The sequence below is a fragment of the Phaeodactylibacter sp. genome (genome assembly GCF_022763345.1).
Lineage (GTDB): Bacteria > Bacteroidota > Bacteroidia > Chitinophagales > Saprospiraceae > Phaeodactylibacter.
In genome coordinates this window covers 42,348-67,617 of the sequence record NZ_JALEGS010000093.1, presented here as the reverse complement: position 1 = coordinate 67,617, position 25,270 = coordinate 42,348, and the positions used below count along the sequence as shown (strand labels likewise).

Sequence of the window (25,270 nt, the reverse complement as noted above, 5' to 3'; positions counted from 1 at the left end):
GCCCCTGGGTGGAGTGATTCTTTCAATTTTCATCTGTTTTTCTCATGTTTTACCAATCTGTTTTTTCAACGTTGCTGCTGCTTGGGCTGTTGGGCTCATTGACAGCGCAAACGACTATCCAAGGTACCGTTACCGACCCGGCAGGCCAACCGCTTACCGGGGCTAACCTTTTGCTGTTGCCAGGCGACCGGGGCGCGGCAAGTGATGCCGAGGGCCGATTTTCCATAGCACAAGTCGCAGCGGGCGATTATACCCTGCGCGTGAGCTATGTGGGGTACGAACCCCTGCGCAGGCCCCTCCAAATTGCAGACGGACAAGGCGAAGTCAGCCTACAGCTCACCCTGGAGCCCCGTGCGTTTACGGCCGAAGAGCTGACCGTCCGGGCCACCCGCGCCGGGGAGACGACCCCCATGGCTTTCCTCAATGTCGATGAGGAGGACATCGAGCCGGTCAACCTGGCACAAGACCTGCCCTTTTTGCTGCGGTGGACGCCCTCCGTGGTCTCCACTTCTGATGCTGGCGCAGGTGTGGGCTATACCGGAATCCGTATCCGGGGTACAGACCCGACCCGTATTAACGTCACCGTGAATGGCATCCCCATCAACGATGCGGAATCGCAGGGCGTCTTTTGGGTGAATATGCCGGACTTTGCCAGCTCCGCCTCCGACATTCAGATACAGCGGGGCGTGGGGACGTCTACCAATGGCGCCGGTGCCTTTGGCGCGACGATCAACATCAACACCACCGAGCTGAAGCCCGAGGCCTACGCTACGCTGAATGGCTCCGTAGGTTCCTTCAATACACAGCGCGCGAATGTGGAATTTGGCTCCGGCCTGCTCAACGGGAAGTTTACGCTCGACGGGCGCCTGTCCCGCATCACCTCGGATGGGTTCATCGACCGGGCCTCTTCTGACCTTTCCTCCTACTATCTATCGGCGGCCTACCTGGGCGAAAGCAGCAGCCTGCGCTTCGTGACCTTCTCCGGCCAGGAGCGGACCTATCAGGCGTGGTATGGGGTGCCTAAGGATTTTCTGGAGATGGACAGCCTGCGTACATTCAACCCTTCCGGTACAGAAAAAGAAGGCGAGCCTTACGAAAATGAGGTGGACAACTACGGTCAGGACCACTATCAGCTGATTTACAACAACCAAATCAGCCGCAACTGGAGCTTCAATACCGCCCTGCACTACACCCGGGGCGCAGGCTACTTTGAGCAGTACAAGGCAGGCGAATCGCTGGCAGACTACGGTCTGATGCCGGTAGACCTGGTGGATACAGTCATTACGCAGACCGACCTTATCCGGCGTTTGTGGCTGGACAACGACTTCTACGGGGGCGTGTACAGCCTCAACTACATCAGCGATGATAACCGGCTGGATGCCACCCTCGGCGGCGGCTACCACCACTACTTTGGCGACCACTTTGGAGAGGTCATCTGGGCAGAATATGCCTCAAATAGCGAGAAGGACTTCCAATACTACCAGAATGATGCTACCAAAACGGACTTCAACATTTACGCCAAGTTCAACTACGAGCTGCTGGACGGGCTGCACGCCTACCTCGACCTTCAATACCGGCGCGTCGGCTATGAATTCCTGGGTTTTGACCGGCAGGGCAACAACGTGGAGCGGACCGAAACCCTCGACTTTTTCAACCCCAAAGCCGGCCTGTTTTACCGGATTAACAACCGTTCAGAAGCCTTTGCCTCCTTTGCCGTGGCCAACCGGGAGCCCAACCGCAATGACTTTGTGGAATCCACCGCCGACAGCCGGCCGGACCCGGAGCGCCTGTACGATACCGAGATTGGCTACGAATACCGCTGGGACCGGGCAGCCATCAACCTGACGGGCTACTACATGCTCTACCGGGATCAATTGGTCCTGAATGGCGAGGTCAATGATGTGGGCGCCTTTACGCGTGTGAATGTAGACCGCAGCTACCGTCTTGGGCTGGAAGTCGCCGGTGGCGCTCAGCTTGCCGATGGGCTGCGCCTGGATGGTAACTTTACCCTTAGCCGCAACCGCATTGCAAGCTATACCGAATTTGTGGATGTGTACGATGAGAACTTTGGCTATCTGGGGCAGGAAGCGTTCACCTATGAGGAGACCGACCTGTCTTTCTCGCCCGATATCATTGCGGCAGGCGGCTTATCCTACGAGACGCTACGATTGAAGGATAAGACCGACCTCCTCTTCACCCTGCAGACCAAGTACGTCGGGCAGCAGTACATCGACAATACCTCCGATGAGGACAATGCCCTCGACGCCTACAGCTTTAGCGATTTCCGCATCAACTTTAACTGGCGGCCGGGCTTTCTCCGGGAGCTGTCCCTCAAGCTGCTAGTGCAGAATGTCTTTGATGCCCGGTACGAGACCAATGCCTGGTCGTACCGCTATCAGTTTGACGGGAGCCCGGCTCTGGATCAGGGCTTCTTCCCGCAGGCAGGGCGGAACTTCCTAATTGGGCTGAGTATTGGACTATAGAAAAGACTTGAGTCATCCCAAATTTTGAGTTCGTTCAAAATTTAGGATGACTACCTTTTTCTAACCTAATTTTTCAACCCTGGGGTTATTTAACCGTAAGCTTATATTGAGGCGTTTCATTTAGTGGGCAGAAATAAACGTATTCGCCAGGCGCAAGGTTAACGATGTTTGTTTTTTGGGAAGTATTATTCTTAACAGCCTCTGTTACATAAGCTTCCTTAATGTGCTGGTCAGGTTGAGCTACGGGTGCAATAACAAAACCGACATCCTTGCCGACATTATTGTTGATAATTTCAAATTGATATGCGCCAGCCTCAAGGGTTAAGCCGTGTACTGAAAATGCTCCTTTCGTTTGTTCAAGTGTGATATTCTTGACCGCCTCCTTTTTCATCATGCCTCCTTCATGAGCCATATCCTGTGAGAAACCGAAGTTGACGAATGCCATTACTGCAAGGGTGAAAGTCAATACTGATTTATACATTTCTAAAGTTTTTAGTGATGATTTAATTATGCTGTAAAGTTGCAGGACTTTGCACCTTACTTGTTTGGCAATAATTCCTCACGGTTTGGCAATTCTTCCTTTTAGGGAGTAATCCGGGTGAAAAAAATCGCTGAGCAGACTATTACTCGGACTTAATGAAGATATAATTAACAAGAGAACTTCGGCTATGTGGGGCGGTAGTAAGCCTTCAACTACGAGGCGCTGCCCTTAAAGGGAAAGCCCGACTTTACCTTCGCCTTGCAGATTTAGGTTTTCTATTAGCGGTATCCCAAGGGAGACTCAGGCGGCGATTGTGGAATCGCGGTCTGAGTTGCCCTGTCCGGCGGCGACTCCGAAGTCGCCGCCGGACTATAGCACTAGCATGTGGATCCGGTGTAGCTTCTTAAACTTTATAAAAAAAAACACCACCCCGTGCAACGCTTCCTCCTTCCTCTTCATATAGGCTAGTGTAAACCGTACGGTAGTTTTTTCATTTAAGAACCGACAACATTAAAATTGTTATGAAATTTTCAATCCGTTTAAATATACTACTGGTCTTTATTGCTGTCCTTTTTGCTGCTTGCGAAAAAGATAATATGGACGAAATCGTCATTGATGAGCCCGATTACCAGCCGGAGGTCAATGAGACCAACCCCCTCTTCCTGGCTATGAGTGCCAATAACCCTGAGGGTTTAGAGCTAGGGTGTATTTCGATCCTTTACCCCTTCGATATGGCTTTGGAGTCAGGAAGCACCATCACTATTAACTCCGAGGGTGAATTTACGGCGGCGATAGACACTACTGCTATGGACCCGGCAGTGGACTTTATTTACCCCCTGGATATTCTGAATGGCGAAGGCGAAACGGCACAGGTCGCCTCCATTGAAGAGTTGGGTCTCAGCTTTGTGGCTTGTATACCTTCCAACGGCTGGGATTACGGTAGCACAGCTGGTAATCTTATTCCTGCTTTTTCTTTTACTGACTTATGTTTCGACCTGGTCTACCCCGTTGCACTGGAAGACCTGGAAGGCAATACGTACACGGCTGATAGCGAATCAGAACTTATCGATTTGAGTGCTACGGTAGATGACTTGTACTTTACGCTTCCAATAACCGTTCTGAACGTCGACGGGAGCGAAATTGAAATCGAGAGCTACAACGGGTTCTTCAATCTCGTCGAAAGCTGCGATGGTATGGGCGTTAATCCTCCGGTTGTGGTTAACGGCCAGTTTGAGGTCACCGGATTTGGGTGCTGGGAACTGCAATTCCCTTTCACGCTGGAGCTGAGCGATGGCACGACTACAGAAGTCAATACAGAAAGTGAATATGCCACCACTATTCTGAACGCAGGTGAGGAGTTCCAGTTGATCTATCCATTTACACTTCAATCCCTGTTAGACGATGAGGAGCTCACCGTTTCAAATGATGATGAATTCATTTCAGCTCTGGAGTCCTGTGGAATCATAATTGATATTGGCGGCGGCGGTGACTGCGGTTCGAGTGAGGGCCATATCATTTTATTCTTCAATGAAGGCAGCTGCTATACTGTCAACTATCCTGCTCAGGTGCAGGCGGAAGGCGTAACTTATACGCTGAATAGCATCGCTGATTATTTTGATGTGTTCGGCATGTATGCTACACAGGTGGATGCCATTGAAACCATCTACCCCATTTCCGCAACCAATACGGAAACCGGTACCGAAACCATACTGAATAACAGGGATGAAATTTGCGATTACGTCAATGCCTGCTTCGATGACGATAACGATTTCCCAGGATGTGACAACCCCAGCGATGACGATCAAACCATACACGTACCCTTGTTCTTCAGTGCCTATAACTTCTTCAGTGTATTCGACTGCCCCTTCGACTTTGAGTATCCGGTACAGATAGAAGTGGAAGGCACAACGTATGACATCAACAATCGTGATGATTACATGGCGGTGGTCAGCCCGTTCAGTCCCGGTGAAGCAACCCTGATTTTCCCAATCACTGTAATTGAGGAAAATGGAACAACCTTAACCTTGAACAGTAATGCCGACGTTTGCAGCTTTATTTCAAGCTGTGAATAGCCGCTTATTGTAACCTAAATCAATTGTTGGAGCCCTGGGAAGCCAACGCTGGGTTTTCCAGGGCACAACATTAATTTCGCATTAGTAACTACCGACATAATGACATTGATGAAAATTAAAGAATCGGGTCTTCAGTCCACCGTCAAGCCAGTCTACGCTTGCCAAAACGACCTGCTCCGTGGTTGAAACAAACGTCATAAATGCTGCGGTTCGGCGGGACAAAGGGGCTTTCAAAATCATCTATGAAAGCTGTGCCCCTTATGCCTTTTCTATCATCAGGCGATACATCTCAAGCACCAACGACCACAAAGACATCCTTCAGGAGGTTTTTGCGCGACTGTTCCTAAGCCTGAACACCTTTGACACTTCTAAAGACTTCAAACCCTGGCTCCGCAGAATTGTCATCAACCAATGTATGCAACACCTCAGAAAGAATAGGAAAAGGTCCGTTGTGATCCCACTGACGCCCACTACTAAGGAACCCAACGAGAACCTGGAAGCTCAGCTAACAAAGCTATCCAAATCAGATATCGAAATGTTGCTTTCGCAAATGCCAGATGGCTACCGGCAGGTCTTTATGCTGATTGCCATTGACGAGTATTCTCACAAGGAGGTGGCCAAGCTACTCAAACTTAGCCCTGAAACCTCCCGGTCACAATACCTGAGGGCAAGAAATTGGCTTAAGAAGCACCTGATCAACAACAACTATAAAACATTAGCGAATGGACTCTGATCAAAACAAACTCAACAAGCGCTTCTCGGAGGGCGATACGGGCCTGCCACCGGAACTGAGCTGGGAGCAGATGGAGGAAGGTATCCTCGAGAAGATGGAGACACTGGAAGCAAAGCCATCCGCTGGCTGGTCCAATCGCGACATCATCAAAACGGTATCCACGCTGTTGTTGTGCCTGTTGCCTGTCCTCTTCTTCAATAATGGCTTGTTGCTGGACTTCAAAGGCTTGACCTCTTCTGAGCCCGGGCAACCGATAGCTGATGCTGCTGAACCAGCTGCTTCACCTTCTTCCCTGCCAGTTACTTCCGCAAAGGATCAAGGTGAGCGTACAGACGACGCTTTGCTCCAAATGGACCAGCAAACATCAACTGCAGCCACTAATGAAAGCCCTGAAACAGCAGTAGCATTACCTCCCGTAAACGGTAGAAAAGATCAGCGTACAAAAAGCTCAGAAGCACCATTCAAACCTTCCCCTTCTCTGTTGCCAGGTAATAGCCTTTCTTCTCCAAAGAAGAGTTCAGGCAGCACTGAAGAACCACTGAATGATACCGGTCATGCGTCAGGCATTACAGCAGAAACACCAGCAATACAGCCCCCAATTGCTGCACTGGCGAACCTGGCTACACTGGACTTTGTGCCCCAAAGCACAGCAGCAGAAACGCTCCTTCCTGTAGCAGCGAATACTGAGGCTGAAGCCAGCCTGATACCCGCCCGCCAGCTGTCCCTGCACAGCGGTGTTTCCCAATGGAACCCGGGATATGGAGCGGACTTACCCGAAAATGCCAACTTCGAACAGTCTATCCTGTCCTACTACACCCAGCTGAGCTACACCCACCGGTTTGGCAACAACTACACCCTGACTGCCGGGCTGCAATACCAGCAGCTGGAGACTCAACTGCAGTGGAGTCAGCGCATAGAAGACTACACAACGGTTACCCTTCAGGATACGATTGTCGAAATACAGGTCAGCACTTTAACAGGCAATTCCACTGCCGTACGCGGAGATGTGGAAGTCAGTGTAGACGCCACCCGAAATATCCGCCATTACAATCAATACCGCATCCTCCAGCTTCCACTCGCCATCGGTAAATCCTGGACTTTTGGCAAAAGATGGCAAGCCGGCCTGTCGGTTGGCAGTGTGATCAATGTGCTCAGCCACAACAAAGGCCGCTACATCTATCAGGGGGAGCTACAGGAAATGGACGGGCCAGCCACCGGGCTTATCGATAACCGCTGGGGCATCCATGGGCTGGTGATGGGAAGGATGGGCTACCAAATCACCCCAAGCCTGGGCGTCATGATCGAGGCGCAGTACCAAAGGAGCCTAACCAACTGGAGCACGGTTCCAGGCTTTGACATGCGGCCAGAGGTACTTAACCTTGGAGTTGGGGTCTATCATAGGTTGTAAAAGGATTGGGTGGAGGTTTTTTATGGCCGCCTGCTCTTTTGAAGAGCCTGGAGGTCTTGGGAGGAGCTTCAGTTCGGGCCTCTGTAGTAATCAAGGCAGACTTTACTTTCGGTCCTGTTGACTGGCTGTAGGAGTTTAATGCATCCTTTTGCTGTCATTCAAATATTCCTCTTTTTAAACCTTTAAAATCAACCACCTTTCAACTATATTTGAACCATTGTACGATATCGCTCTATCGCTTTAAAATGGAAGGATATGACAACGCGCCAGCTTAACCGCCAACAAAACAGCATCTGGATATTCATTTTCCTGGGCTACTTGCTGATTTTACTTTTCTCCGCCAATGCCCACGAAAGCCTGTTCTACCGCCCGCGCAGCGTGCATCAGTGGCGGCAGGCAGACAGTGCCAGCCAATCACTGAATTTCCATCAGAATGAAGTCTCTTTTTGGACACCGCAGATGCACAATCAGGCTGGGAAAAATGGCTACGCTATCGCAGAATTTCCGGTCACCTATTACTTCATCAGTATATTGTATGATTGGTTTGGGGTCCATGAAGTGCTCCACCGGGGGACACACCTCCTGATCGTTATGGCAGGCTGGTGGTTTTTGTTCCTGATTGGGAAGCGGTTGACGGGTAGTGGCGGGCTCGCCCTGTTTCCGGTAGCCCTGATGAGCACCTTTCCGGTCTTCTTTTATTACAGCAACAACTTTCTGCCGAATGCCCCGGCAATAGGGCTGGTTTTGATTGGATGGTATGCTTTCTTCAGATACCGGGACAACCCAAAACTGGTATGGCTTTACTTAATGGCTTTTTTTATGCTCATCGCCTGCCTGCTCAAGGTTTCAGAAGGGATTAGTTTCATTGCTATTCTTGCGGTTGGTTTGCTCAGCTTGCTGCCGGGAAGGTTATTCCCAAACGCTTTCATACCCAGAAATCACCTGCTGCACTGGGTTGGAATTGCCGTGGCCGTTATCGCGTTGAATGTAGCCTGGTACGAATACGCCCGTTATTACAACGACGTTTACGGCAACAACCAAAGCCTGATCGGTATTTTACCCTTCTGGGAAATGAATAAGGACGACTGGCAACTGCTGGAGTACATGGTAGAGGATGTTTGGCTTCCTCATTTGATGCACCCGGCCTGGTTGTATACGCTGGGCGCTATGACGCTTTTGTTCCTGGGGGTCTTCCTGAGGATGCATGAGCTGTTGCGCTGGATTACCCTCCTTTTGCTGGTGGGGTGTGGAGGCTACGGGCTGCTCTTTTTGAAAGCCTTTCCCATGCATGATTATTACTGGCTGACCTTCGCCATTTATCCGACATTTCTGCTGATCACCTTGCTGGAATGGGGAAGGCGGGCGCTGAAGGAGCGACATTGGCTCATCAAGGCTGTCCCGGTAGCCGGTCTTTTCGCGCTAAGCATCCTGGGGCTGATGCAGAACCGCGAGATTCAAAAAGTGCGCTACACCGATGACCGGTTCCGGAGCGGACTGCCCGAAGGTTCCTACGAACTGGAACCCTACCTCCGTTCCATAGGGGTGAGCCGCCATGCCAAGGTGGTAAGCGTTCGGGACAAAAGCCCCAATATCACGCTTTACCTGATGAATAACCCGGGATACTCAGAGGCTTTCAACGGCGGTGACTATACCGTAGGCGGGTTTCAAAAGGTAGGGGCAGAATTCCTCATCATCAATGACAGCAGCTATCTGGAAAAACCCATGTACCAACCTTTTTTAAAGAAACCGATCGGGGCGTATAAGGGGATTTTGATCTATGACATCCGGGAATAGGGGGTTGTAGTCCAGGCACATTTACTTTGGCCCCGCAGCGAACTAAAACACGCTTTTATTCATTTAAGATGACGAATAAACTAAATTGGAAAATATTTTCTGCCCAAGAGAGGAACACGGCCCTTGAAGCATTAAAAGATATTATTTCTTCAAATGATGGCTTCATTGTTGACTTCAATTTTTTTTCGGATTTAGCCCTTACTCTTACAATAGAGATCGAAGAAAGGAGAATAAAGGGACTACATTCTGCGATTAGTCAGATAGCAAATATATCAGAACTAGAAAATATTGCCTTCGACCCAGAATCAGTAAAGGAATGGTGGATATTTCTTAATATCAACTTTGCTGAAGGAACAGGCGAGCTAAAAGTTATCATCCCTGAAATACCCGGATAAGAAATGTAAAATTGTTACAACAAACGCTATGCGCTTGGGTACACGCCCATTGCCAAACTGGTGTTGCCAAAGCTCTGAGAGCAGTTGTTAAAGCGTCTGCTGTTTTCAACCTTTTGCTAATAGAATAATATCTTAGGAGGCGTTATTTTCCTACAGAATATTCCCAAGGTAACACCCCATTGTAAAAGCACTCAACAAAACATGACATGGCCAACAACAAACTCATCGTAGACGAACGCCAGAAAGACGTTGGGAACTTCATGGTCGGCCGCCTGCTGCCCTTCCGGAAGAAACGGCAGGTAGGGCCCTTTACGTTCATCGACCACATGGGGCCCGCCCGGATCGGGGATGGCAATTATGTGGATGTGGACCAGCATCCGCATATCGGCCTAAGTACCCTAACTTATCTTTTTGAAGGGGAGATAGAACACCGGGATAGCATAGGGAGTGTGCAGGTCATCCGGCCAGGAGATGTAGGATTCATGACTTCAGGCAAGGGCGTGACCCACACCGAAAGGACCCCACAAGATGGGCGGGGGAAGATGTCCACCCTGCACGGATATCAAATCTGGGTAGCCTTGCCTAAAGCACAGGAAGAGATGGAGCCCCGGTTTGATTACTACCCAAGTGCAGACCTACCCCACTGGACAGACGGGCCATTGCAAATCAAACTCGCCGCCGGACAGGCATTCGGCAGGTCCGCTCCGTTGCAGGGATTTTCTCCCCTTTTCATGGTGGATATTTTCACTGAAGAAGAAACCACGCTGAACCTAAGCCGTCACCTCAAAGGCGAAGTCGCATTTGTTATCGTAAAAGGGTCGATCACCAGTCAGGGGCAAAAGGTGAAAGCTGGCCAAATGCTGATCAGCAAAACGGACGAGGAATGTGAGGTTTGCCTTGATGCCAACTCGCAAATCCTGCTCTTTGGAGGCGAGCCGCTACCTGAGGAGCGGTTCTTAATGTGGAACTTTGTTTCGCACAGCAAGGAGCGCCTGAAGCAGGCCAAAGCCGAATGGGTAGATAAGCAGTTTCCCAAGGTGCCGGGGGATGAAACCTACATCCCCTTTCCTGATTTTATAAAATGAAATGCGCATTATTTGGATAGGGTGCAGCATGTGCCGCTAGGGGCAATAGATAGGTCACCTAAAGCCGCAGCCTTTACCCCGCGCCGTTAGGTGCGGAATGTGATCTTGTCAACATTAGGCGAACCCTGTTTGACCAGGAACGAGCAACAAACATAACCAATACACGCCAAAGCACAAGGCAATATTTTTAGCCCCCTGCGATCAAAAACAAACCGTCGATGTTAACAACACATGGGTAATTTCTTTCTCTTTCTAATCCTCATATTGATCATCGGCGTACTGCCGTTGTCGGTTTATCTGTTGCGCAGCCTGCGCGAAAGTACCACCGGCCCCGGCCCCCTCGATGAAGACCTGACCCGCACCGGCGAAGGCGCGGAAGCTATCGAATGGTGGGAAGCCCGCCGCAGCACCTTCAACCGAAGCCTGCTCGCCTCGGGCGCGGTGGTCCTGCTTGTCTACTATGCGCTCTTGCGGTGGCGGGTAAATGCCTTTACCGGAGAAGCTTTTCAGGTGCAGCCCCGGCAGGTCCTCTTCCTCATCGTGATTTACCTGATCTATATGGGCATTGCCAACCTCCTGTACAACATCGGCGTATTTGTGGAGCAGGCACAACAACCTGCCTCCCCTTCTGCCTACCGGCACCGCACCTTTCAACTCATTTACTGGGCGGCCATTGCAGCGCCTTTTGTGGTGGTTTTGTGGAAAACGCTGAGCCCGGTTGCCCGATAGGTTTTCTTCAACGGGCGCATTTTCGTACTTTGCCGGGCATGCAACAAGGGATTAAGCGGTCCCCACTTTCCTTTGCATCTCCAACCCCGTTAGGGGTTAAATATGGGTAAAACACTCCTTACAAACGGCTTTCCCGTGCCTTTAGGTACGGAATGTGATGCATTCCGTACCTAAAATTGCCCAACCTTACGCTATCTTTAGCATCTCAAACCAAATACGCACAACCCCATGGCAAAAATACTCGTCACCGGCGCCAACGGACAGGTAGGGCGCGAACTGCAGGTACTGGCTGCTCAGCGTTCCGATGTACAATTTATCTTCACCAACCGGACCTTACTGGACATTACCGATGGTGATGCGGTCGAAAAGTTCTTCAACGAGCAGCAGCCTGATTACTGTATCAATTGCGCAGCCTATACGGCCGTGGACAAAGCCGAAACGGAGACTGATTTGGCGAAAGCCGTCAATGTCACTGCCGTGCAGCATCTGGCCACTCAATGCCATAAGCATGGTGCCCCCTTTATCCACTTCTCCACCGACTACGTCTACCACAACAGCCTCAACCGCCCGCTACGGGAAGACGACCCCACCGAGCCCAAAGGCGTCTACGCTCAAACCAAGCTGGACGGTGAAAAAGCAGCTCTGGAGGCCCACGACTACAGCATGATTGTGCGCACGTCCTGGGTGTACTCCACCTTCGGGCACAATTTTGTGAAAACAATGCTCCGCCTGGGCGGGGAGCGCGACCGGCTGACGGTAGTGTTTGACCAAATCGGCAGCCCAACCTACGCCCGGAGCCTCGCCGATGCTATGCTCAAGGTCATCCAACTGCACCGCATGGGCACGGTAAGCCAGGAAAAATGGCACGGCATCTACCACTACAGCAACGAAGGGGTTTGCAGCTGGTACGATTTTGCGAAAGCAGCGATTGATGCGAAAGGTCTGGAATGCGAGATTCTACCCATTGAGACCAAAGACTTCCCTACGCCTGCACAGCGCCCCCCCTTCAGCCTGCTCAACAAAGCGAGATTCAAGTCGGCATTCGGGCTCACTATCCCGCACTGGCAGAAGGACCTGAAGCGCATGCTGGAGCACCTGTAAAAAATGGCTGGCAGATCACCCGAGTTCAGAATTTTTGACTTAATTTCGTCATTCTTTTCCAGCCCCGGCCAAAGTATTTATCGGATAACATGAACGATCAAGGATAGACATGAACTATATTATTAGCGGCATTCAGCAAATGGGGGTAGGCGTAAAAGACGCAGATGAGGCCTGGAAGTGGTACAGAAAATACTTCGGTACAGATGTGCCGGTTTTCACGGAAAAAGCAGAAGCCGGGCTAATGCTTCCCTACACCGGTGGTCAACCTCGCAACCGCTATGCTATCCTCGCTATGAATATGCAAGGCGGTGGTGGTTTCGAAATCTGGCAGTATACCTGCCGGGAGCCTCAGCCTTCCACTTTTGATATTCAATTGGGTGACTACGGTATCTTCGCCGCAAAAATCAAGACACCTGATGCCCGGAAAGCTTATGACTACTATCAGGCCAATGGCGTAAAATGTTTGTCTGGTGTGCACCGCGTCGGGCAGGGGCCGCTTAACTTCTTTGCACAAGACCCCTACGGCAATGTCTTCCAGATTGTGGAAGCTACCGATTGGTTTCAAAACCGCAAACAACTGACCGGTGGTATTTACGGTGCCATAATTGGCGTTTCTGATATTGATGCAGCCTTAAAGCTCTACCGGGATGTCCTGGGTTACGATGAGGTCATTTCCGATGAAGAAGGTGTCTTTAGCAGCCTGGGTCAGGTACCGGGCCATAGCAACCCCATGCGGCGCGTACTGCTGCGGCACAAAGCAGAGCGGGCCGGAGCATTTGCGCCATTGTTTGGCCGGAGCGAGCTGGAATTGGTACAACTCAAAACTGGGCATGAACCCCGGAAGATCTACGATGAGCGCTTGTGGGGTGACCTGGGCTTCATCCACCTGTGTTTTGATGTGCGCAATATGGATGAACTTAAATCTAATTGCACAGCTGCAGGCTTCCCTTTCACCGTTGACAGTAGCAACAGTTTTGACATGGGTGAGGCTGCCGGGCGATTCAGTTATATTGAAGACCCCGATGGCACCCTCATTGAGTTTGTGGAAACCCACAAGGTCCCGGTGATGAAGAAACTTGGCTGGTACCTCAACCTCAAGAAACGCAAACCTACCAAGCCACTTCCCCGCTGGATCATCAAAGCCATGGGGCTTTCCCGGGTAACGGAATAGCCTTGCCATGCAAAACCGAAGATGGTCAACGGTTGCCTTTCTCACCCTCCTGGTTGCTCCAGTGCTTTTTCTGGCCTGGAACAGCCACGAGCCTGGAAACGGCCTACTTTCCATGATCTACTTCGGCGAAAGGTTTGAACAGCGGCAGCTCCCTGAAGTTCAGGCCATTGCTCCACCAGCAATTAGTGCATTGGGATACGACGGGCAGTTTTATGCTCAAATGGCTATCGACCCTTCTCTGCAACATCCCGGAATGAGACGTTCCATTGATTCTGTTTTTTGGCGGGGTAGACGGATCGGGCTTTCGGCTATAGCCTACACCCTCGGGCTCGGTCAACCGCGGTGGATACTACAAGTCTACGCGTTGCTCAACTTCGCTTTCTGGATTGGACTGTTGACCTTGCTCCTGAACCGTTTTGACCTGCACAAACTCAAGACTAAATTGATGGTTGCCGCCATCTTGCTTTCTTCTGGTACACTTATTTCTATCGAGCGGGCGTTGATTGATCTGCCCGCTTTATTTTTTTCCCTTTTGCCTGTTTTGTGCTCTATGAGTTGGGCAGGAGCAGCTTTGCTTTTTGCCTTCTCAATACTCACGAAAGAGACTGCCGCATTAAGCGCCCCTGCTGTTTTATGGGTATACCGGACCCCTTATACCCGGCTTTTGAGAACAGCACTGGTTATCGGGCTCATCCCCCTATGCTGGTACATTTACGTACTTCAAATCAGTGGTTTGCCAAAAAGTCAGACCGCAACTAATCTGTTGTTGCCCTTTGAAGCATTCATAGCAAAATTCGGGGCAGCCGGGCTTCATTTACAGGCCTTCATCAGTACAGGTAGGCCAAGACTAGATGCCCTCAGTCAAGCTCTTTTCGAACTTCTGGCACCGGTTTCCTTCCTCGTGCAGGCGGCTTACTTCTTCGTCCGGTACAGCCTAAGGGACAAATACTGGCTTTTTGGCATCGGATTCGCCCTGCTGTTCTGCCTGCTGGGAGCGCCCATCTGGTTTGAACAGGCTGGCTACACCCGTATCTTACTGCCGCTTACCGCTGCCTTCAATCTCCTGATACACCAACGAGAACACCACCGGGCTTACCTCGGATGGTGGATAACCGGGAATTTAGGTATGTTTGGGATGCTTATCTACATCGTCATTCAGATAGGCCTCTTAATCTTTTAAAGTTCATGCAAAGAATTCCATCCTTATACTTTGCCAACAGCGATCTGGGCGGACGGGGCGTTTTCACCGCAGCCGACATACCCGAAGGCGCTTTGCTGGAAATCTGCCCGGTCATTGTTATGCCAAAGGAGCATCTTAAATACCTGGACCAAACCGGGCTGTACGACTACTACTTCATCTGGGGGCAACAGGAAGAGGCCTGCGCCATTGCCTTGGGCTACGGCTCTTTGTACAACCACAGCTACCGCCCCAACGCCTTCTACCTGCCCGATTTTGAGGGTAAGGCCCTGCACTTCATGGCGCTCCGCGACCTAAAAGCGGGAGAGGAAATCACCGTCAATTATAACGGCCACCCCGGTGACGAGGAAGAGGTCTGGTTCATGGCACGGCGACTAAACGATTAGAATTTCAGAAAAATGACTATTTTTCGGTATTGGTAATGGACTTAGAGATGCTATGTTAGCATCTCTTACAATCATCAAACCTAACCCCATGCCGTCTCAAAAAGAAACACTCATCCACCAACTCCGGGACGTACAGCTATCCTGCCTGGCCCGCCTGAAGACCTTCCAAAACAATCAACTCATCGATGATCAGGCTGCCGCGGACGCCAAACAACAAATCGAAGATCTGGAGGTCGATCTGCACAGCGCCTTGCTCTGGGCAGACGAACTCTCCTACGACGAACACCAGCTCTTGAAGGCTATAGTGGCTTTAAAACTGGCTCCTGAGGAAACGCCAAATTCCTTTCTGGACCATTTCAGCAACCTGCAGCAGTTGATCCGGGATATGATCCTGATCCCCCTACAGGAAAGAGCCGCACAAGCCGCCCCCTCTCAGTGGAACCAGAAAATGCTCGACGAGCTCCTCAAAATCCGACGGGCACTTCGGGAAACCAAAAACGCCCTCATCGCTGCTGATCAGGACCCTACCGCCGATCCGGAATTCCTGGAGCAGGAGGCTGCATTCACTGCTTTCCTGGCTGTGTACCGAAAGCATTTGCGGGAAAACACGGTGCAGGCAGACGAAAATGCGATCAAAACCATGGAACTCATGATTGGCTTGATCAAAGCCGCTACGGATGTCCCCAAGTTCAAGGCCTCCTACCAAATGCTGAACGACTACGTGGAAAGCCAGATTCCTGTTACTGAAGAAGAAAAAGCATGAGACGATTCCTGACTAAAATTAGCATCATTTGTTTAGGTTTCTGGATAGCCAACTGCGGAGGTGGTCCGGAACAAGACCCCTTCCCCGGAGCCACTGTAGACAGCCTGCAGAGGGATAGCCTGGCCCGGTTGGACAGCCTTCGGTCTCAGGTAGATGGATGGGAGGCTCAGGTGCTGGAAAAGCTCAATGACCTCAAAGTCAACTGCCGGGTACGGGAAGACAGCCTGATGGCTAATGGGCAGGCGATGCTGGAAGATTCTACTTTCCTAATGCTGCGCACTGAAGTCCGGCTGCTCACCGACAGCCTGCGCCATAGCATCCTTTACGGCAATACCGTTGCTGATGAGACTCAGGTGAGCACACTTGAGTACATCAACGTGCTCGTTGCAGGAGGCCAAACACAAGCAGATTTACAAGAGGCGCTCCTGTTGTTCTGCGATTATGCCCGAGTCAGACAAGATTCAACCCCTATTATCCAATGACCAAGCGAAACACGATGCCAAACACTTACCGATTACTTGCGACTTTCCTGTTGGGAGGGCTCTTTCCTGTCGTACTTTCCGGGCAGAGCCTGATTGAAGACGCTGCCAGGCTGGTCAGGGCCAAACGCATGCTCACCCAAATGCCGGACAGCCTGGAGACGGACTCCATGCGCATGGCTTTCGCCGAAGCCATGGCCATTCTCCAGCAATACGATGCCGATGGGCTCGAACAGGGCGAAAAAGCCGCAGACCTGCTGGAAACGGCTGAGCATTATCAAAGCAATCAGATCCTTTCTGAATGGCTACCGCTTCGGCAACTGAAAGGCTATGCTGAAGCGCCGGACAGTGTGGCGATGAGCAGGTACAGGGCGCAACGCACAAGACTGCAACAAGCACCGAGGGAACAAATGGCAAGAGCGCTTAAAAGTTCGGAAGGGCAAAACATGGCCGACTTTCTTTCGATTTCCAAAGCATTGCAACGCTATACCATCCCACCTGTAGAGAGCCGCTTAGCCCTAAAAAGCGCCGCCAAAACAAGCAATCAAAACATAGACAACGGTTTGGTCAACACCAGCATGCTGCTTGAAGGCGTCTTCCATTTTGTACTGGAACGCGCACAACAGGAGGTCGCCATCAATTTCCTGGACCGGTTTCTGGAAGACGAAGTACCGCCGGTCAGGCTGCTGTTCCCTACGGTTTACAAAGAGGTCAGCAGTACCAGTTTTAGCTATTCTCAGTCCTTTTTAGAACGGGTGCGGACCGCCTTTTATGAAGATCTACAATTGCTGAGCGTACGGTTGCCCATTATCTTGCTGGAAGATGACCGGTTCGAGGCGCTGCAATCGGACCCCATCATGTACAACCTGCTGACCGTATACACGATCATCGGGCTTTCGCAAAATGACATGCCCCTAAGCGACATCATGGGGGCCACGCACCGTAATATCCTCACCAACTACCAGGAAAACGGTAAAAAGCTCAACTTCACTCTGGCAGATACGGTGCAAAGTGGCGCGACAACTCTGGATGACCTGCACGAGCGGACGCAAACCATCACCAACCTGCTCAGCAGCATTTACATATCGCTGAATGATGCAGAAAACACACTGGAAGACAGCCTGCAGGCCATTGAGCAACGGTGGCTGGCTGCCCCCGACACCACCAACCGGCAAAAGTCTGCGCCTGGTTTTGCTTATCTCTTCAAACCGGAATACAATCTGGCCACGCTCATGAGCGACGATGCAGAAGGCTACCGCCTGAACTTCCTGCCCTATCTGCTGCGGGGCCGGCTCGACAGCGCCTATCTTATGCAAATTCGTAGCGTGGACAGCTATGATCAGTACTTTTCCGAAGAGCCTACCGAGCGCATGCTCATTGCTGCCGGGCTGGAAATCGCCCGAAGGCTGGGCGGCACCTGGTACGAAGACCAAACCCTGGCGGACATCCTGGACAACTGGGTAGCCGACCTGACGCTTTATCACCGCCGGCTGGAAGAGTGGAAATACAAGGTCTTGCCTGATGAACTTGATGCAAAAGTCTATCAGGACCTTGAGCTGAAGCGAAAGCAGCTCCTCGCCGCCGTCCGCGACACACGGACTTACTGGGCAGCAGTGGACAGCCTGAGCTATCAGCAGGGGCTGGCTTTCCAGGTCCTTTCGAATATGCTGAACGCCCCCTACAACATCAACAGCCCCGCAACCCGCATTGAGATGGTGGCCCGTAACCTAACACAACAGCAACTGGTCAGGGAATGGAAAGAGGAACTGCAGGACATTGAGCAGCGATTCTTCGACCTCAACGAACGGGTCTTAGGCGAGGAAGCCGAACTTCCACCTACCCATCCAATCAGTATCTACTTGCTGGGGCAAAAGCCGACTCATCCTTACTCCGGGCTGGTGGTGAAAGTGCAAAAGCTAAAAAACGAACTCCATGCATTAAAAGCAGAACTTGAGGAGGTGGATACCACTTATGCCCCAACGCCCTACAAGCTACAGCGCAATGCCGAGCCGATGCTCTTCCTCACAGAGTCTATGTCGCAGCTCACTTACTGCCTGCGCGCTTCGGACCCTGCCCAAATGTGGATCGCCCGCCCGGTACTGGATAGTGCGCTGAATGACCCGGATCTCCGCCCTGCCTTTCTGGGCCTGCTGTATCAGCGTATGCGGCAGGTGAAGCAAATCCGGAACATCGCCCCGGATGGGCTGGCGCAGTTGGTGCAACTCACTGTAGCGGACCTCCCCGACCTCACCCCTCCGGATTCTGTTTCGGTCGAACAAGATAGCCTTCGGTTTTACCGCAAAGCCGCATTTGTGGTAAACACCCTGAACCGTATTTTGGAGCTGCCGCTGCTAGTGGATCAATCCAACAGCGGGCAGTTGTTGCCGCTGGTGGAAAGCGACCCCAGGCTTAAGCCGGTGCCGGAGGTCTCTCAAAAGCTGCTGGACATGGTTTATTACCTCAACCGGCGGGACCACCGTCAGGCTATTGGCGCTACCCTTGGCTTGTTTACCGGATTGGCACCTGTTTTCCAGGGAGACGAACCGGGGCAGGAGGAACTGGCGCAGTTTCTCAGTTTCCTCACTGAGTACGGCTACTTTATCGCTGGTTTGGTAGATGCACAGTCTACCAACGAAGTCCAAAGCCTTATGGAGGGCATTGCTGATCCACCGGGCAGTTCCCGCCTCAAGCGCAAGAAAAAAGTCACCGTAGCCCTAAACGCTTACCTGGGCGTTTCTGTGGGGCAGGAAAACTGGGAGCAGAACAGCACGAATACCGAAGAAACGTTTACCAACATCATGCCCACCATGCCTATCGGCTTTTCTGTCAGCCGCCGGCTCGGCAAACGGCGAATTGTGATTAACGAATCTACGCTGCAAACCAAGCAGCTGGATGGCCATTCCCTTTCGCTTTTTCTCAGCCTTATCGACCTGGGCAGCTTTTTCACCTATGTGCCCGGGGACACACAGTTTGGGGAAACCGACCTGACATTCAAAAATGTCTTCCGGCCCGGATTGCAGTTGCACTACAATATCAAAAACTCACCTTTTTATGTTGGCGCAGGGGGACAGTACGGACCACAGTTCCGGGAAGTGCAGGGCGAGCAGATTACGCTGCAGTCGACCCGGTTTTTCCTGAACTTTGGCGTGGATGTGCCGTTGAAGACGTTGTTTGTTCGGTAATCTTTAAAAGCCCTTCTGCTATGCGGAGAGGGCTTGTTGCCGTCAGGCTTACCTGCGGACAGATTGACCAGAGCAACAAGGCTGTACAATACTATTTAGCAATGATTTGAAATGAACGCGACACGAGAAATATTTTTGAAAATGTTCCCTCTTTTTCCAGAGGAGGCCATCATTCAGTTTTCTGATGCTTTTGTCGAAAGAAAACTAAAAAAAGGAGCATACTTACTTCAGGAAGGCCAGATATGTCAAGAATTAGTTTTCATTCTCAAGGGGAATATGATGTGCTATTATCTCAAGAATGGCAAGAGATACATAGACGAGTTTTCATTGGATTGCGAATTCATGACCGACTATACGAGCCTTATCAACCAAACTCAAACGGACAAATACATTGAATGTATTGAAGATTGCACCGTTTATGGCCTTACCCGTGAAAAGCTATATGCTTTTTACGAACAGCCACAGCAGCAATTTGAAAAGTTAGGCAGATTAATGGCTGAACAGTTGTTCCTGGAGTGGAATCAAAGAAGCAAATCCCTTTTGATGGATAGTGCCTCTGAACGCTATTTAAAACTCATTGAGAACAGGTCTTACTTACCCCAACGAGTCCCCCAGTTTCTGATTGCTGAGTACTTAGGTATTACTCCTGAATCACTCAGCAGGCTCAAAAAGAATTTGAATAATCTCAAAACCTAGCTTTCTTACCATTGATCAATGCATAGGTTTGGGGACTGTTTTTTCTTTGTAGCGAACAAAAAACACATGCTACAATGAAAAAATCAATTCTGTTTTTAGTCTTTTTCGCAGCCTCTCTTTCCGTCTTTTCTCAGGAGCAATACAAAGGTTTGCTATACTTTGAAGCGGATCCTCTGGCCTACATTAATCAAGGGTATTCGATCCACCTGGGCTATGAGAACTGGAAATGGCGTACCCGATTCGATCTGACAACCGTAAGAGTAGATTACCCAGAGACTTTCGAGGATTTTCTGTACGGCACCACAGCGTTTGATTTGGTTATCCGAATAGACGGAATCAAGGTCGATTACTTACTTAACAAGAAGGACTTAAACAAGGGGGCTTTCGTCGGAGTGGACATCAACAGTACCCGATTGTTACTGACACATAGGGAGACAGGTGGAGAAGAGGTGATCAATGAAGTTAACATTGGTATCCGCGGTGGGTATAAATTGAATATCTGGAAAGGTTTTTATATCACGCCTTGGGCCGCCTTGTGGCTAGATGCGGCAAATGAACAAGAGTTCGTGGTAGGCAACGACAAAATATCTAATCCAGGTTGGAGCTGGTTGGTGACTGCACACTTGGGCTATGCCTATCCTTTAAGATAGTCTGTAGATTGGCCTGCTCCTCTTTCTATTGAACCGCTAAACGCAGGGGCATAGAAAGAGGCGCGGCTTCTGTTCCATTCTGCTCTTCAGAACGGAACAGAAGCCGCTTTTTTTCCAAACAGTAAGGGCCTGAAGCGTAAAAGACTAATGTGCAATTTGGTTTACTCGTAATGTTGGGTATTTGCCTACGATTTTACCAATTGAAATGACTCGTGATTTCCAGAATTTAAAATGACTGTTGTATCTTTAAAGCGTTCATTAAAGAGCATAGCAGTGATAGTGCTTGATAGATATGGAGAAGTTAAGAGATGCTACGTTAGCATCTCTTAAATACAAACCATAGAAAAGCGCTTCAAGGAACAGGGGAAGAACGATTATGGATAGCGGAAACTGCATCTGCAACCCGTTCTAAATTGATCCTCTCGGATAAGGGCCTCAGACCATGTTTGATTTAATTTTGATTGGAATTTGACATCAGATTCTCACATGGCCTAACAACATAGTGCCGCAAATAATAATCTGCTGCGCTGCGTAATGCAGAGGCACTACATTTTACCCACCAAATAACACATGAACGCGATACAAGAAATATTTTTGAAAATGTTCTCTCGGTTTCCGGAAGAGGCCATTATTCAGTTTGCAAATGCTTTCAGTGAAAAAAAATTGAAAAAAGGCGACTTTCTGCTTCAGGAAGGTCAGATATGCAGAGATTTAGTCTTCATACTCAACGGGAATATGATGTGCTACTATCTCAAAGATGGAAAAAGGTACATCGACGAGTTCTCGTTGGACTACGAATTTATAACAGACTATACCAGCTTCATCTACCAGTCTACCACTGACAAATACATTGAATGCCTGGAAGATTGTGTAATTTATACCTTAAGCTATGAGCGCATGAACGCTTTGTATGACCTGCCCCATCAGCCATTCGACAGGTTGGGCAGGATGATGGCCGAACAGATCTACTTGCAGTGGCATGAAAAGAGCAAATCCCTGTTAATGGATGATGCTACCGAACGTTACTTAAAACTCATCAATAAAAGGCCTTATCTAAGTCAGCGCGTACCGCAATACCTAATTGCGGAGTACCTGGGTATCGCCCCTGAATCACTCAGCAGAATAAGAAAGTCCTTAACTAATACCAAGGTATAGCGCTCTGAGTTACTACCCCTTCTGACGCTTTGCCATGACCTCAAACCGCTAAGATTACTGCATCTGCCAAGGGACCTAACTTGGGCTGCCCAACAGACACAACGGGTCATGCCTGGAATAAGGCGCGAAGCTCAATCCCCTCCCGACTGGAAATTCATAGCCGGACACCCCCTTCTTAACCTACATCAATGAACGGGGCTTGGGACGCCCTTTTCTTTGTAGTGAATAAAATACATTTACTACAATGAAAAAGTCGATTCCTCTTTTATCGTTTTTGCTTATCGCGGCTGTATCCGTTTTCGCCCAAAATGAATCCTCCACTTTCCAAAAAGAAGATGCAGGAGGGTTCACATACGGCGAGTTTAAAGCGGGATATGGCGTCACCCAATTCTTCTCAGGCCTCGAAGACCGGTTTGAGGCGGGCAACTTCGACCCGAGCGGTGGCGGGTTATATTCGATTGCTGTCTATCGCAAATTCAATAGCATCAACCACCTGCACTTCGGTTTAAAGTTTAAAGCTCTGGGAGCTGCGCCATCTCAGGGCGATAACGACGAAGAGCTGTTCTTCAACTTTTGGGGAGCGGCCATCTCTACCAAATACTTCCCGGGTTCTGAGTCGGGTACTAAAGGTTTTTACCTGCAAGGCGACTACAACTTTGTCTCCCAGTTCACTCAGAAGTACAGGAATACCGAAAATCTGGATTTCGACCACCAATTCGCAATTGGCGGCTCCCTTACAGGGGGTATGGGGTATCAATTCCCATTGAAAAACCGGTACGGCCTGGTGGTTTCCGTGGAGTATGACTGGGCTTTCCGGCAAGGCGAAGTTCAGGATGTAGGTGACGTCGATTTTAGGAACGGCAATATTGGGTTTCAAGTAGGATTAACTTTTTAATCGAGTTTATTAACGCACATTTTGTATGTCTCTGAATGGTCTTTTTCACCAGCTCTGCATCTCGTCCTCACCTTCGTAGCTTAGGCTACGAGGTTCCGGGCGTTCTTTGATCTGGCAAAAAATACTCATCCATATCCTATACAAAACCTACCTTAATAAACTCTAATCATTAAACTATATTCAGATGAAAAAGTCAATTGTAATTTTTGCGATTTTCCTTTTAGCGGCACAAGTTGGCGTAGCGCAAGAAGAAGAAAGTTACAAATGGGGCATAGAGACTGAGCTTATTCAGCCCTTTATACCGAACATTGGGATTTTCAACCTGCAGCTTACCAGAAACGTATTCTCGAACGACACCCAAAAGGGAGACCTGGTCTTAGGTGCCTATTTAAGGCCCAATGTGGAACACGATGTGGTTGACGAGATTGACGAGTATATGTTTTACACCGCTTACCGCCATTATTTTTGGCAAGGCTTACACGTCGAGGCAGGCTTGAACACCGGCTATTACTGGGGGTACGACAACCTGATTGATGGTATGGACTACGAAGGCTTAGCTATGTTTTGGGAAGCCAACATTGGCTATAAGTTTAATATAGGTAGCAGCCGGTTTTATGTTCTTCCACAGTTTGGAGGCCTGGGGAATATCGTCGCCGACATCGGGCCCAGAGGCGGCAAATCGGACAATTTCATTCAGGGCAACTTATTTATCGGGTATAACTTTTAACCACTGGATCATGAACAGGAAAGAATTTTTAAGATACGGCAGTATAATCACCGTAGGCGCATTTATAGCAGGTAGCACAGGTGCTTCAGCAATGACAGCTTTTACTGAGGGAGAATACAGCACTAATGCTTCGGGAAAAAGGCCTGACCCGGGTGACTTTGACCAACCCATTCTAAAAGCCATTGCACTGGGCATCAATGCGCCTAGCGCGCACAACACGCAGTCCTGGAAGTTCAAAGTCATCAATGACCTGGAAATGGAGCTATATGTTGATGAAAACATGTTGCTGCCAGCTACTGACCCTCCATCGCGTCAAATTCACATGGGGGCGGGCTGTTTCATCGAAACCATGGTGATGGGTGCATCTCGTTATGGCTACAGCGCGGAGGTCAGCTACTTCCCGGAAGGCTATGCCAATGAGGCAGACTTTGGCGTAAAGCCTGTGGCAAGAGTTGCCCTGAACCAGACAGGTATAGATAAAGACCCGTTGGCGGACTTCATCGAGGCCCGCCAAACGAGCCGGATGAAGTACAAGGGAAGCCTGCTATCCCAGCGTGACTATGATAAGCTTGTAAAGCAGGCAGGAAAGAGCTACTCCACTTTGACTTTTATTAATAAAGGCATGGCCCCCTACCTCGATATTTTCTACCGGGCTATGGAAATAGAAAGCAGGACCTATGCCACTAATGAGGAAACCAGAGAAATGTTCCGGTTCTCAGAAGAGGAGCGTAAAGCAAAGGGTGATGGCATCAGCATTCCACAGATGGGCTACAAAGGCATGATTGAGCGAATTGCAGAGAAGTCCCTCAAAAATGGCGATCACGATACCTGGCATAGCGAAAAGAACATCAAGAACACCATGAAGGGTATCAAAAAAGGATTAGATACCACCAAGGGCATTGTGATTTGGCACACAGCAACTAATGATTTCAAAGATTGGGTGCTTTCCGGCCGCGATTACGTGCGCTTCAGCCATGCCGCTACGAAGAATGGGTATTTCTTGCACCCCTACAATCAGGCCATTCAGGAATACAAGGAAATGGACGGGGTAAGAAAAGAACTGGATGCGCTGCTGAATATTAAAAGCCCGCAAAAAATCCAGATGCTGGTAAGGATCGGAAAGAGTGACACGCCTTATTTGTCTTATAGAAGGACACTAGACAGCTATCTGACAAAATAAGATTAATTGTTCAGTCTTGTACAAGCGTAATGCGGGATCAACAGCCCAAATGAACACTTCGCGTTCAATAAATTTGGCGGTAGGCCGGCAGAAGACCACCTATGAGAGCCCGCACTACGCTTACAAAGGAACAGTTATACGCAATACGAAGTAGTCACCTACTGGCGCTGACGGCCAGCACGGGGAACGATAAATGTCGTGTCACTGATTCAGACATTCATCGTCTGGGTCTTGGATTTGCGACATCGGCCACTGACGAAGCATAGCTTGTCAGGGCAGACCCGTGACGAAGCGTAGCTTATCAAGACAAGCGCAAGCCACTTCCCAGCGTAAATACTGACCCGCCTGCCTTAGTATTAGTACAGTCTCAGGTGGCTGAAGCCCACAGGCGACGAAACAAGAGCAGGCATTGAGTAGGTTTGCTGCTCCGATCCTTATCGGAGACCACTTAATCGCCAGTATACAACCTGATCTCCACCACATATGCCTCTTAATACACAAGCGCGT

General features: G+C 49.9%; 22 protein-coding genes. 21 read left to right on the top strand and 1 reads right to left on the bottom strand.

Annotated features, from left to right (window positions below; all coding sequences use genetic code 11):
* The first annotated feature begins 44 nt into the window (after positions 1–44).
* Positions 45–2,483, top strand: coding sequence for a TonB-dependent receptor (locus tag MRY86_RS23570; RefSeq protein WP_293569296.1), 2,439 nt, complete (start codon positions 45–47; stop codon positions 2,481–2,483).
* A gap of 85 nt (positions 2,484–2,568) precedes the next feature.
* On the opposite strand, the gene MRY86_RS23565 is transcribed toward MRY86_RS23570, so the two are convergent.
* The gene (locus MRY86_RS23565; RefSeq protein WP_293569294.1) at positions 2,569–2,964 is read right to left on the bottom strand and encodes a cupredoxin domain-containing protein; all 396 of its coding nucleotides are present in this window, start codon (positions 2,962–2,964) and stop codon (positions 2,569–2,571) included.
* 521 nt (positions 2,965–3,485) lie between these two features.
* Here MRY86_RS23565 and MRY86_RS23560 point away from each other — a divergent pair.
* The 20 genes from MRY86_RS23560 to MRY86_RS23465 all read left to right on the top strand — a co-directional run bounded on the left by MRY86_RS23560 (position 3,486) and on the right by MRY86_RS23465 (position 24,763).
* The gene (locus MRY86_RS23560) at positions 3,486–5,036 is read left to right on the top strand and encodes a hypothetical protein (RefSeq protein ID WP_293567638.1); all 1,551 of its coding nucleotides are present in this window, start codon (positions 3,486–3,488) and stop codon (positions 5,034–5,036) included.
* 178 nt (positions 5,037–5,214) lie between these two features.
* On the top strand, positions 5,215–5,769 hold the full coding sequence (locus MRY86_RS23555) for a sigma-70 family RNA polymerase sigma factor (protein WP_293567636.1): 555 nt from the start codon (positions 5,215–5,217) through the stop codon (positions 5,767–5,769).
* Positions 5,759–7,177 carry a hypothetical protein gene (locus MRY86_RS23550; RefSeq protein WP_293567634.1) on the top strand — a complete coding sequence of 473 codons (1,419 nt, stop codon included), beginning with the start codon at positions 5,759–5,761 and terminating at the stop codon, positions 7,175–7,177. Before MRY86_RS23555 ends, MRY86_RS23550 begins: the two co-directional genes overlap by 11 nt.
* 255 nt (positions 7,178–7,432) lie before the next feature.
* The gene (locus MRY86_RS23545) at positions 7,433–8,971 is read left to right on the top strand and encodes a glycosyltransferase family 39 protein (protein ID WP_293567632.1); all 1,539 of its coding nucleotides are present in this window, start codon (positions 7,433–7,435) and stop codon (positions 8,969–8,971) included.
* A gap of 68 nt (positions 8,972–9,039) precedes the next feature.
* The gene (locus tag MRY86_RS23540) at positions 9,040–9,366 is read left to right on the top strand and encodes a hypothetical protein (RefSeq protein ID WP_293567630.1); all 327 of its coding nucleotides are present in this window, start codon (positions 9,040–9,042) and stop codon (positions 9,364–9,366) included.
* A gap of 206 nt (positions 9,367–9,572) precedes the next feature.
* Positions 9,573–10,451 carry a pirin family protein gene (locus MRY86_RS23535; RefSeq protein WP_293571971.1) on the top strand — a complete coding sequence of 293 codons (879 nt, stop codon included), beginning with the start codon at positions 9,573–9,575 and terminating at the stop codon, positions 10,449–10,451.
* A 231-nt stretch (positions 10,452–10,682) separates the two neighbouring features.
* On the top strand, positions 10,683–11,180 hold the full coding sequence (locus tag MRY86_RS23530) for a hypothetical protein (protein ID WP_293570292.1): 498 nt from the start codon (positions 10,683–10,685) through the stop codon (positions 11,178–11,180).
* A gap of 228 nt (positions 11,181–11,408) precedes the next feature.
* The gene (gene rfbD / locus MRY86_RS23525; protein WP_293570291.1) at positions 11,409–12,281 is read left to right on the top strand and encodes a dTDP-4-dehydrorhamnose reductase; all 873 of its coding nucleotides are present in this window, start codon (positions 11,409–11,411) and stop codon (positions 12,279–12,281) included.
* A 109-nt stretch (positions 12,282–12,390) separates the two neighbouring features.
* Positions 12,391–13,452 (top strand): VOC family protein, encoded by a 1,062-nt coding sequence (locus tag MRY86_RS23520; protein WP_293570290.1) that lies wholly within the window; start codon positions 12,391–12,393, stop codon positions 13,450–13,452.
* Positions 13,453–13,459: 7 nt separating this feature from the next.
* Positions 13,460–14,632: a hypothetical protein gene (locus tag MRY86_RS23515; RefSeq protein WP_293571970.1), complete on the top strand. Its 1,173-nt coding sequence runs from the start codon at positions 13,460–13,462 to the stop codon at positions 14,630–14,632.
* Between the two features lie 5 nt (positions 14,633–14,637).
* Positions 14,638–15,036, top strand: coding sequence for an SET domain-containing protein (locus tag MRY86_RS23510; protein WP_293563333.1), 399 nt, complete (start codon positions 14,638–14,640; stop codon positions 15,034–15,036).
* A gap of 88 nt (positions 15,037–15,124) precedes the next feature.
* Positions 15,125–15,799: a hypothetical protein gene (locus MRY86_RS23505; protein WP_293563334.1), complete on the top strand. Its 675-nt coding sequence runs from the start codon at positions 15,125–15,127 to the stop codon at positions 15,797–15,799.
* On the top strand, positions 15,796–16,281 hold the full coding sequence (locus MRY86_RS23500; protein ID WP_293563335.1) for a hypothetical protein: 486 nt from the start codon (positions 15,796–15,798) through the stop codon (positions 16,279–16,281). The genes MRY86_RS23505 and MRY86_RS23500 overlap by 4 nt, the downstream gene beginning before the upstream one ends.
* Entirely contained in the window at positions 16,278–19,460 is a 3,183-nt protein-coding gene (locus MRY86_RS23495) for a hypothetical protein (RefSeq protein ID WP_293563336.1), read from the top strand. The genes MRY86_RS23500 and MRY86_RS23495 overlap by 4 nt, the downstream gene beginning before the upstream one ends.
* Before the next feature lie 111 nt (positions 19,461–19,571).
* A complete protein-coding gene (locus MRY86_RS23490) occupies positions 19,572–20,156 on the top strand; it encodes a Crp/Fnr family transcriptional regulator (protein ID WP_293563337.1) in 585 nt (194 codons plus the stop codon).
* Between the two features lie 74 nt (positions 20,157–20,230).
* Positions 20,231–20,806 carry a hypothetical protein gene (locus tag MRY86_RS23485; protein ID WP_293563338.1) on the top strand — a complete coding sequence of 192 codons (576 nt, stop codon included), beginning with the start codon at positions 20,231–20,233 and terminating at the stop codon, positions 20,804–20,806.
* 570 nt (positions 20,807–21,376) lie between these two features.
* Positions 21,377–21,961: a Crp/Fnr family transcriptional regulator gene (locus MRY86_RS23480; RefSeq protein WP_293563427.1), complete on the top strand. Its 585-nt coding sequence runs from the start codon at positions 21,377–21,379 to the stop codon at positions 21,959–21,961.
* A 244-nt stretch (positions 21,962–22,205) separates the two neighbouring features.
* Positions 22,206–22,856 (top strand): hypothetical protein, encoded by a 651-nt coding sequence (locus MRY86_RS23475; protein WP_293563426.1) that lies wholly within the window; start codon positions 22,206–22,208, stop codon positions 22,854–22,856.
* A gap of 184 nt (positions 22,857–23,040) precedes the next feature.
* The gene (locus tag MRY86_RS23470; protein ID WP_293563425.1) at positions 23,041–23,583 is read left to right on the top strand and encodes a hypothetical protein; all 543 of its coding nucleotides are present in this window, start codon (positions 23,041–23,043) and stop codon (positions 23,581–23,583) included.
* A 10-nt stretch (positions 23,584–23,593) separates the two neighbouring features.
* Positions 23,594–24,763, top strand: a complete 1,170-nt coding sequence (locus MRY86_RS23465) for a hypothetical protein (protein ID WP_293563424.1) — start codon at positions 23,594–23,596, stop codon at positions 24,761–24,763.
* Positions 24,764–25,270 lie beyond the last annotated feature (507 nt).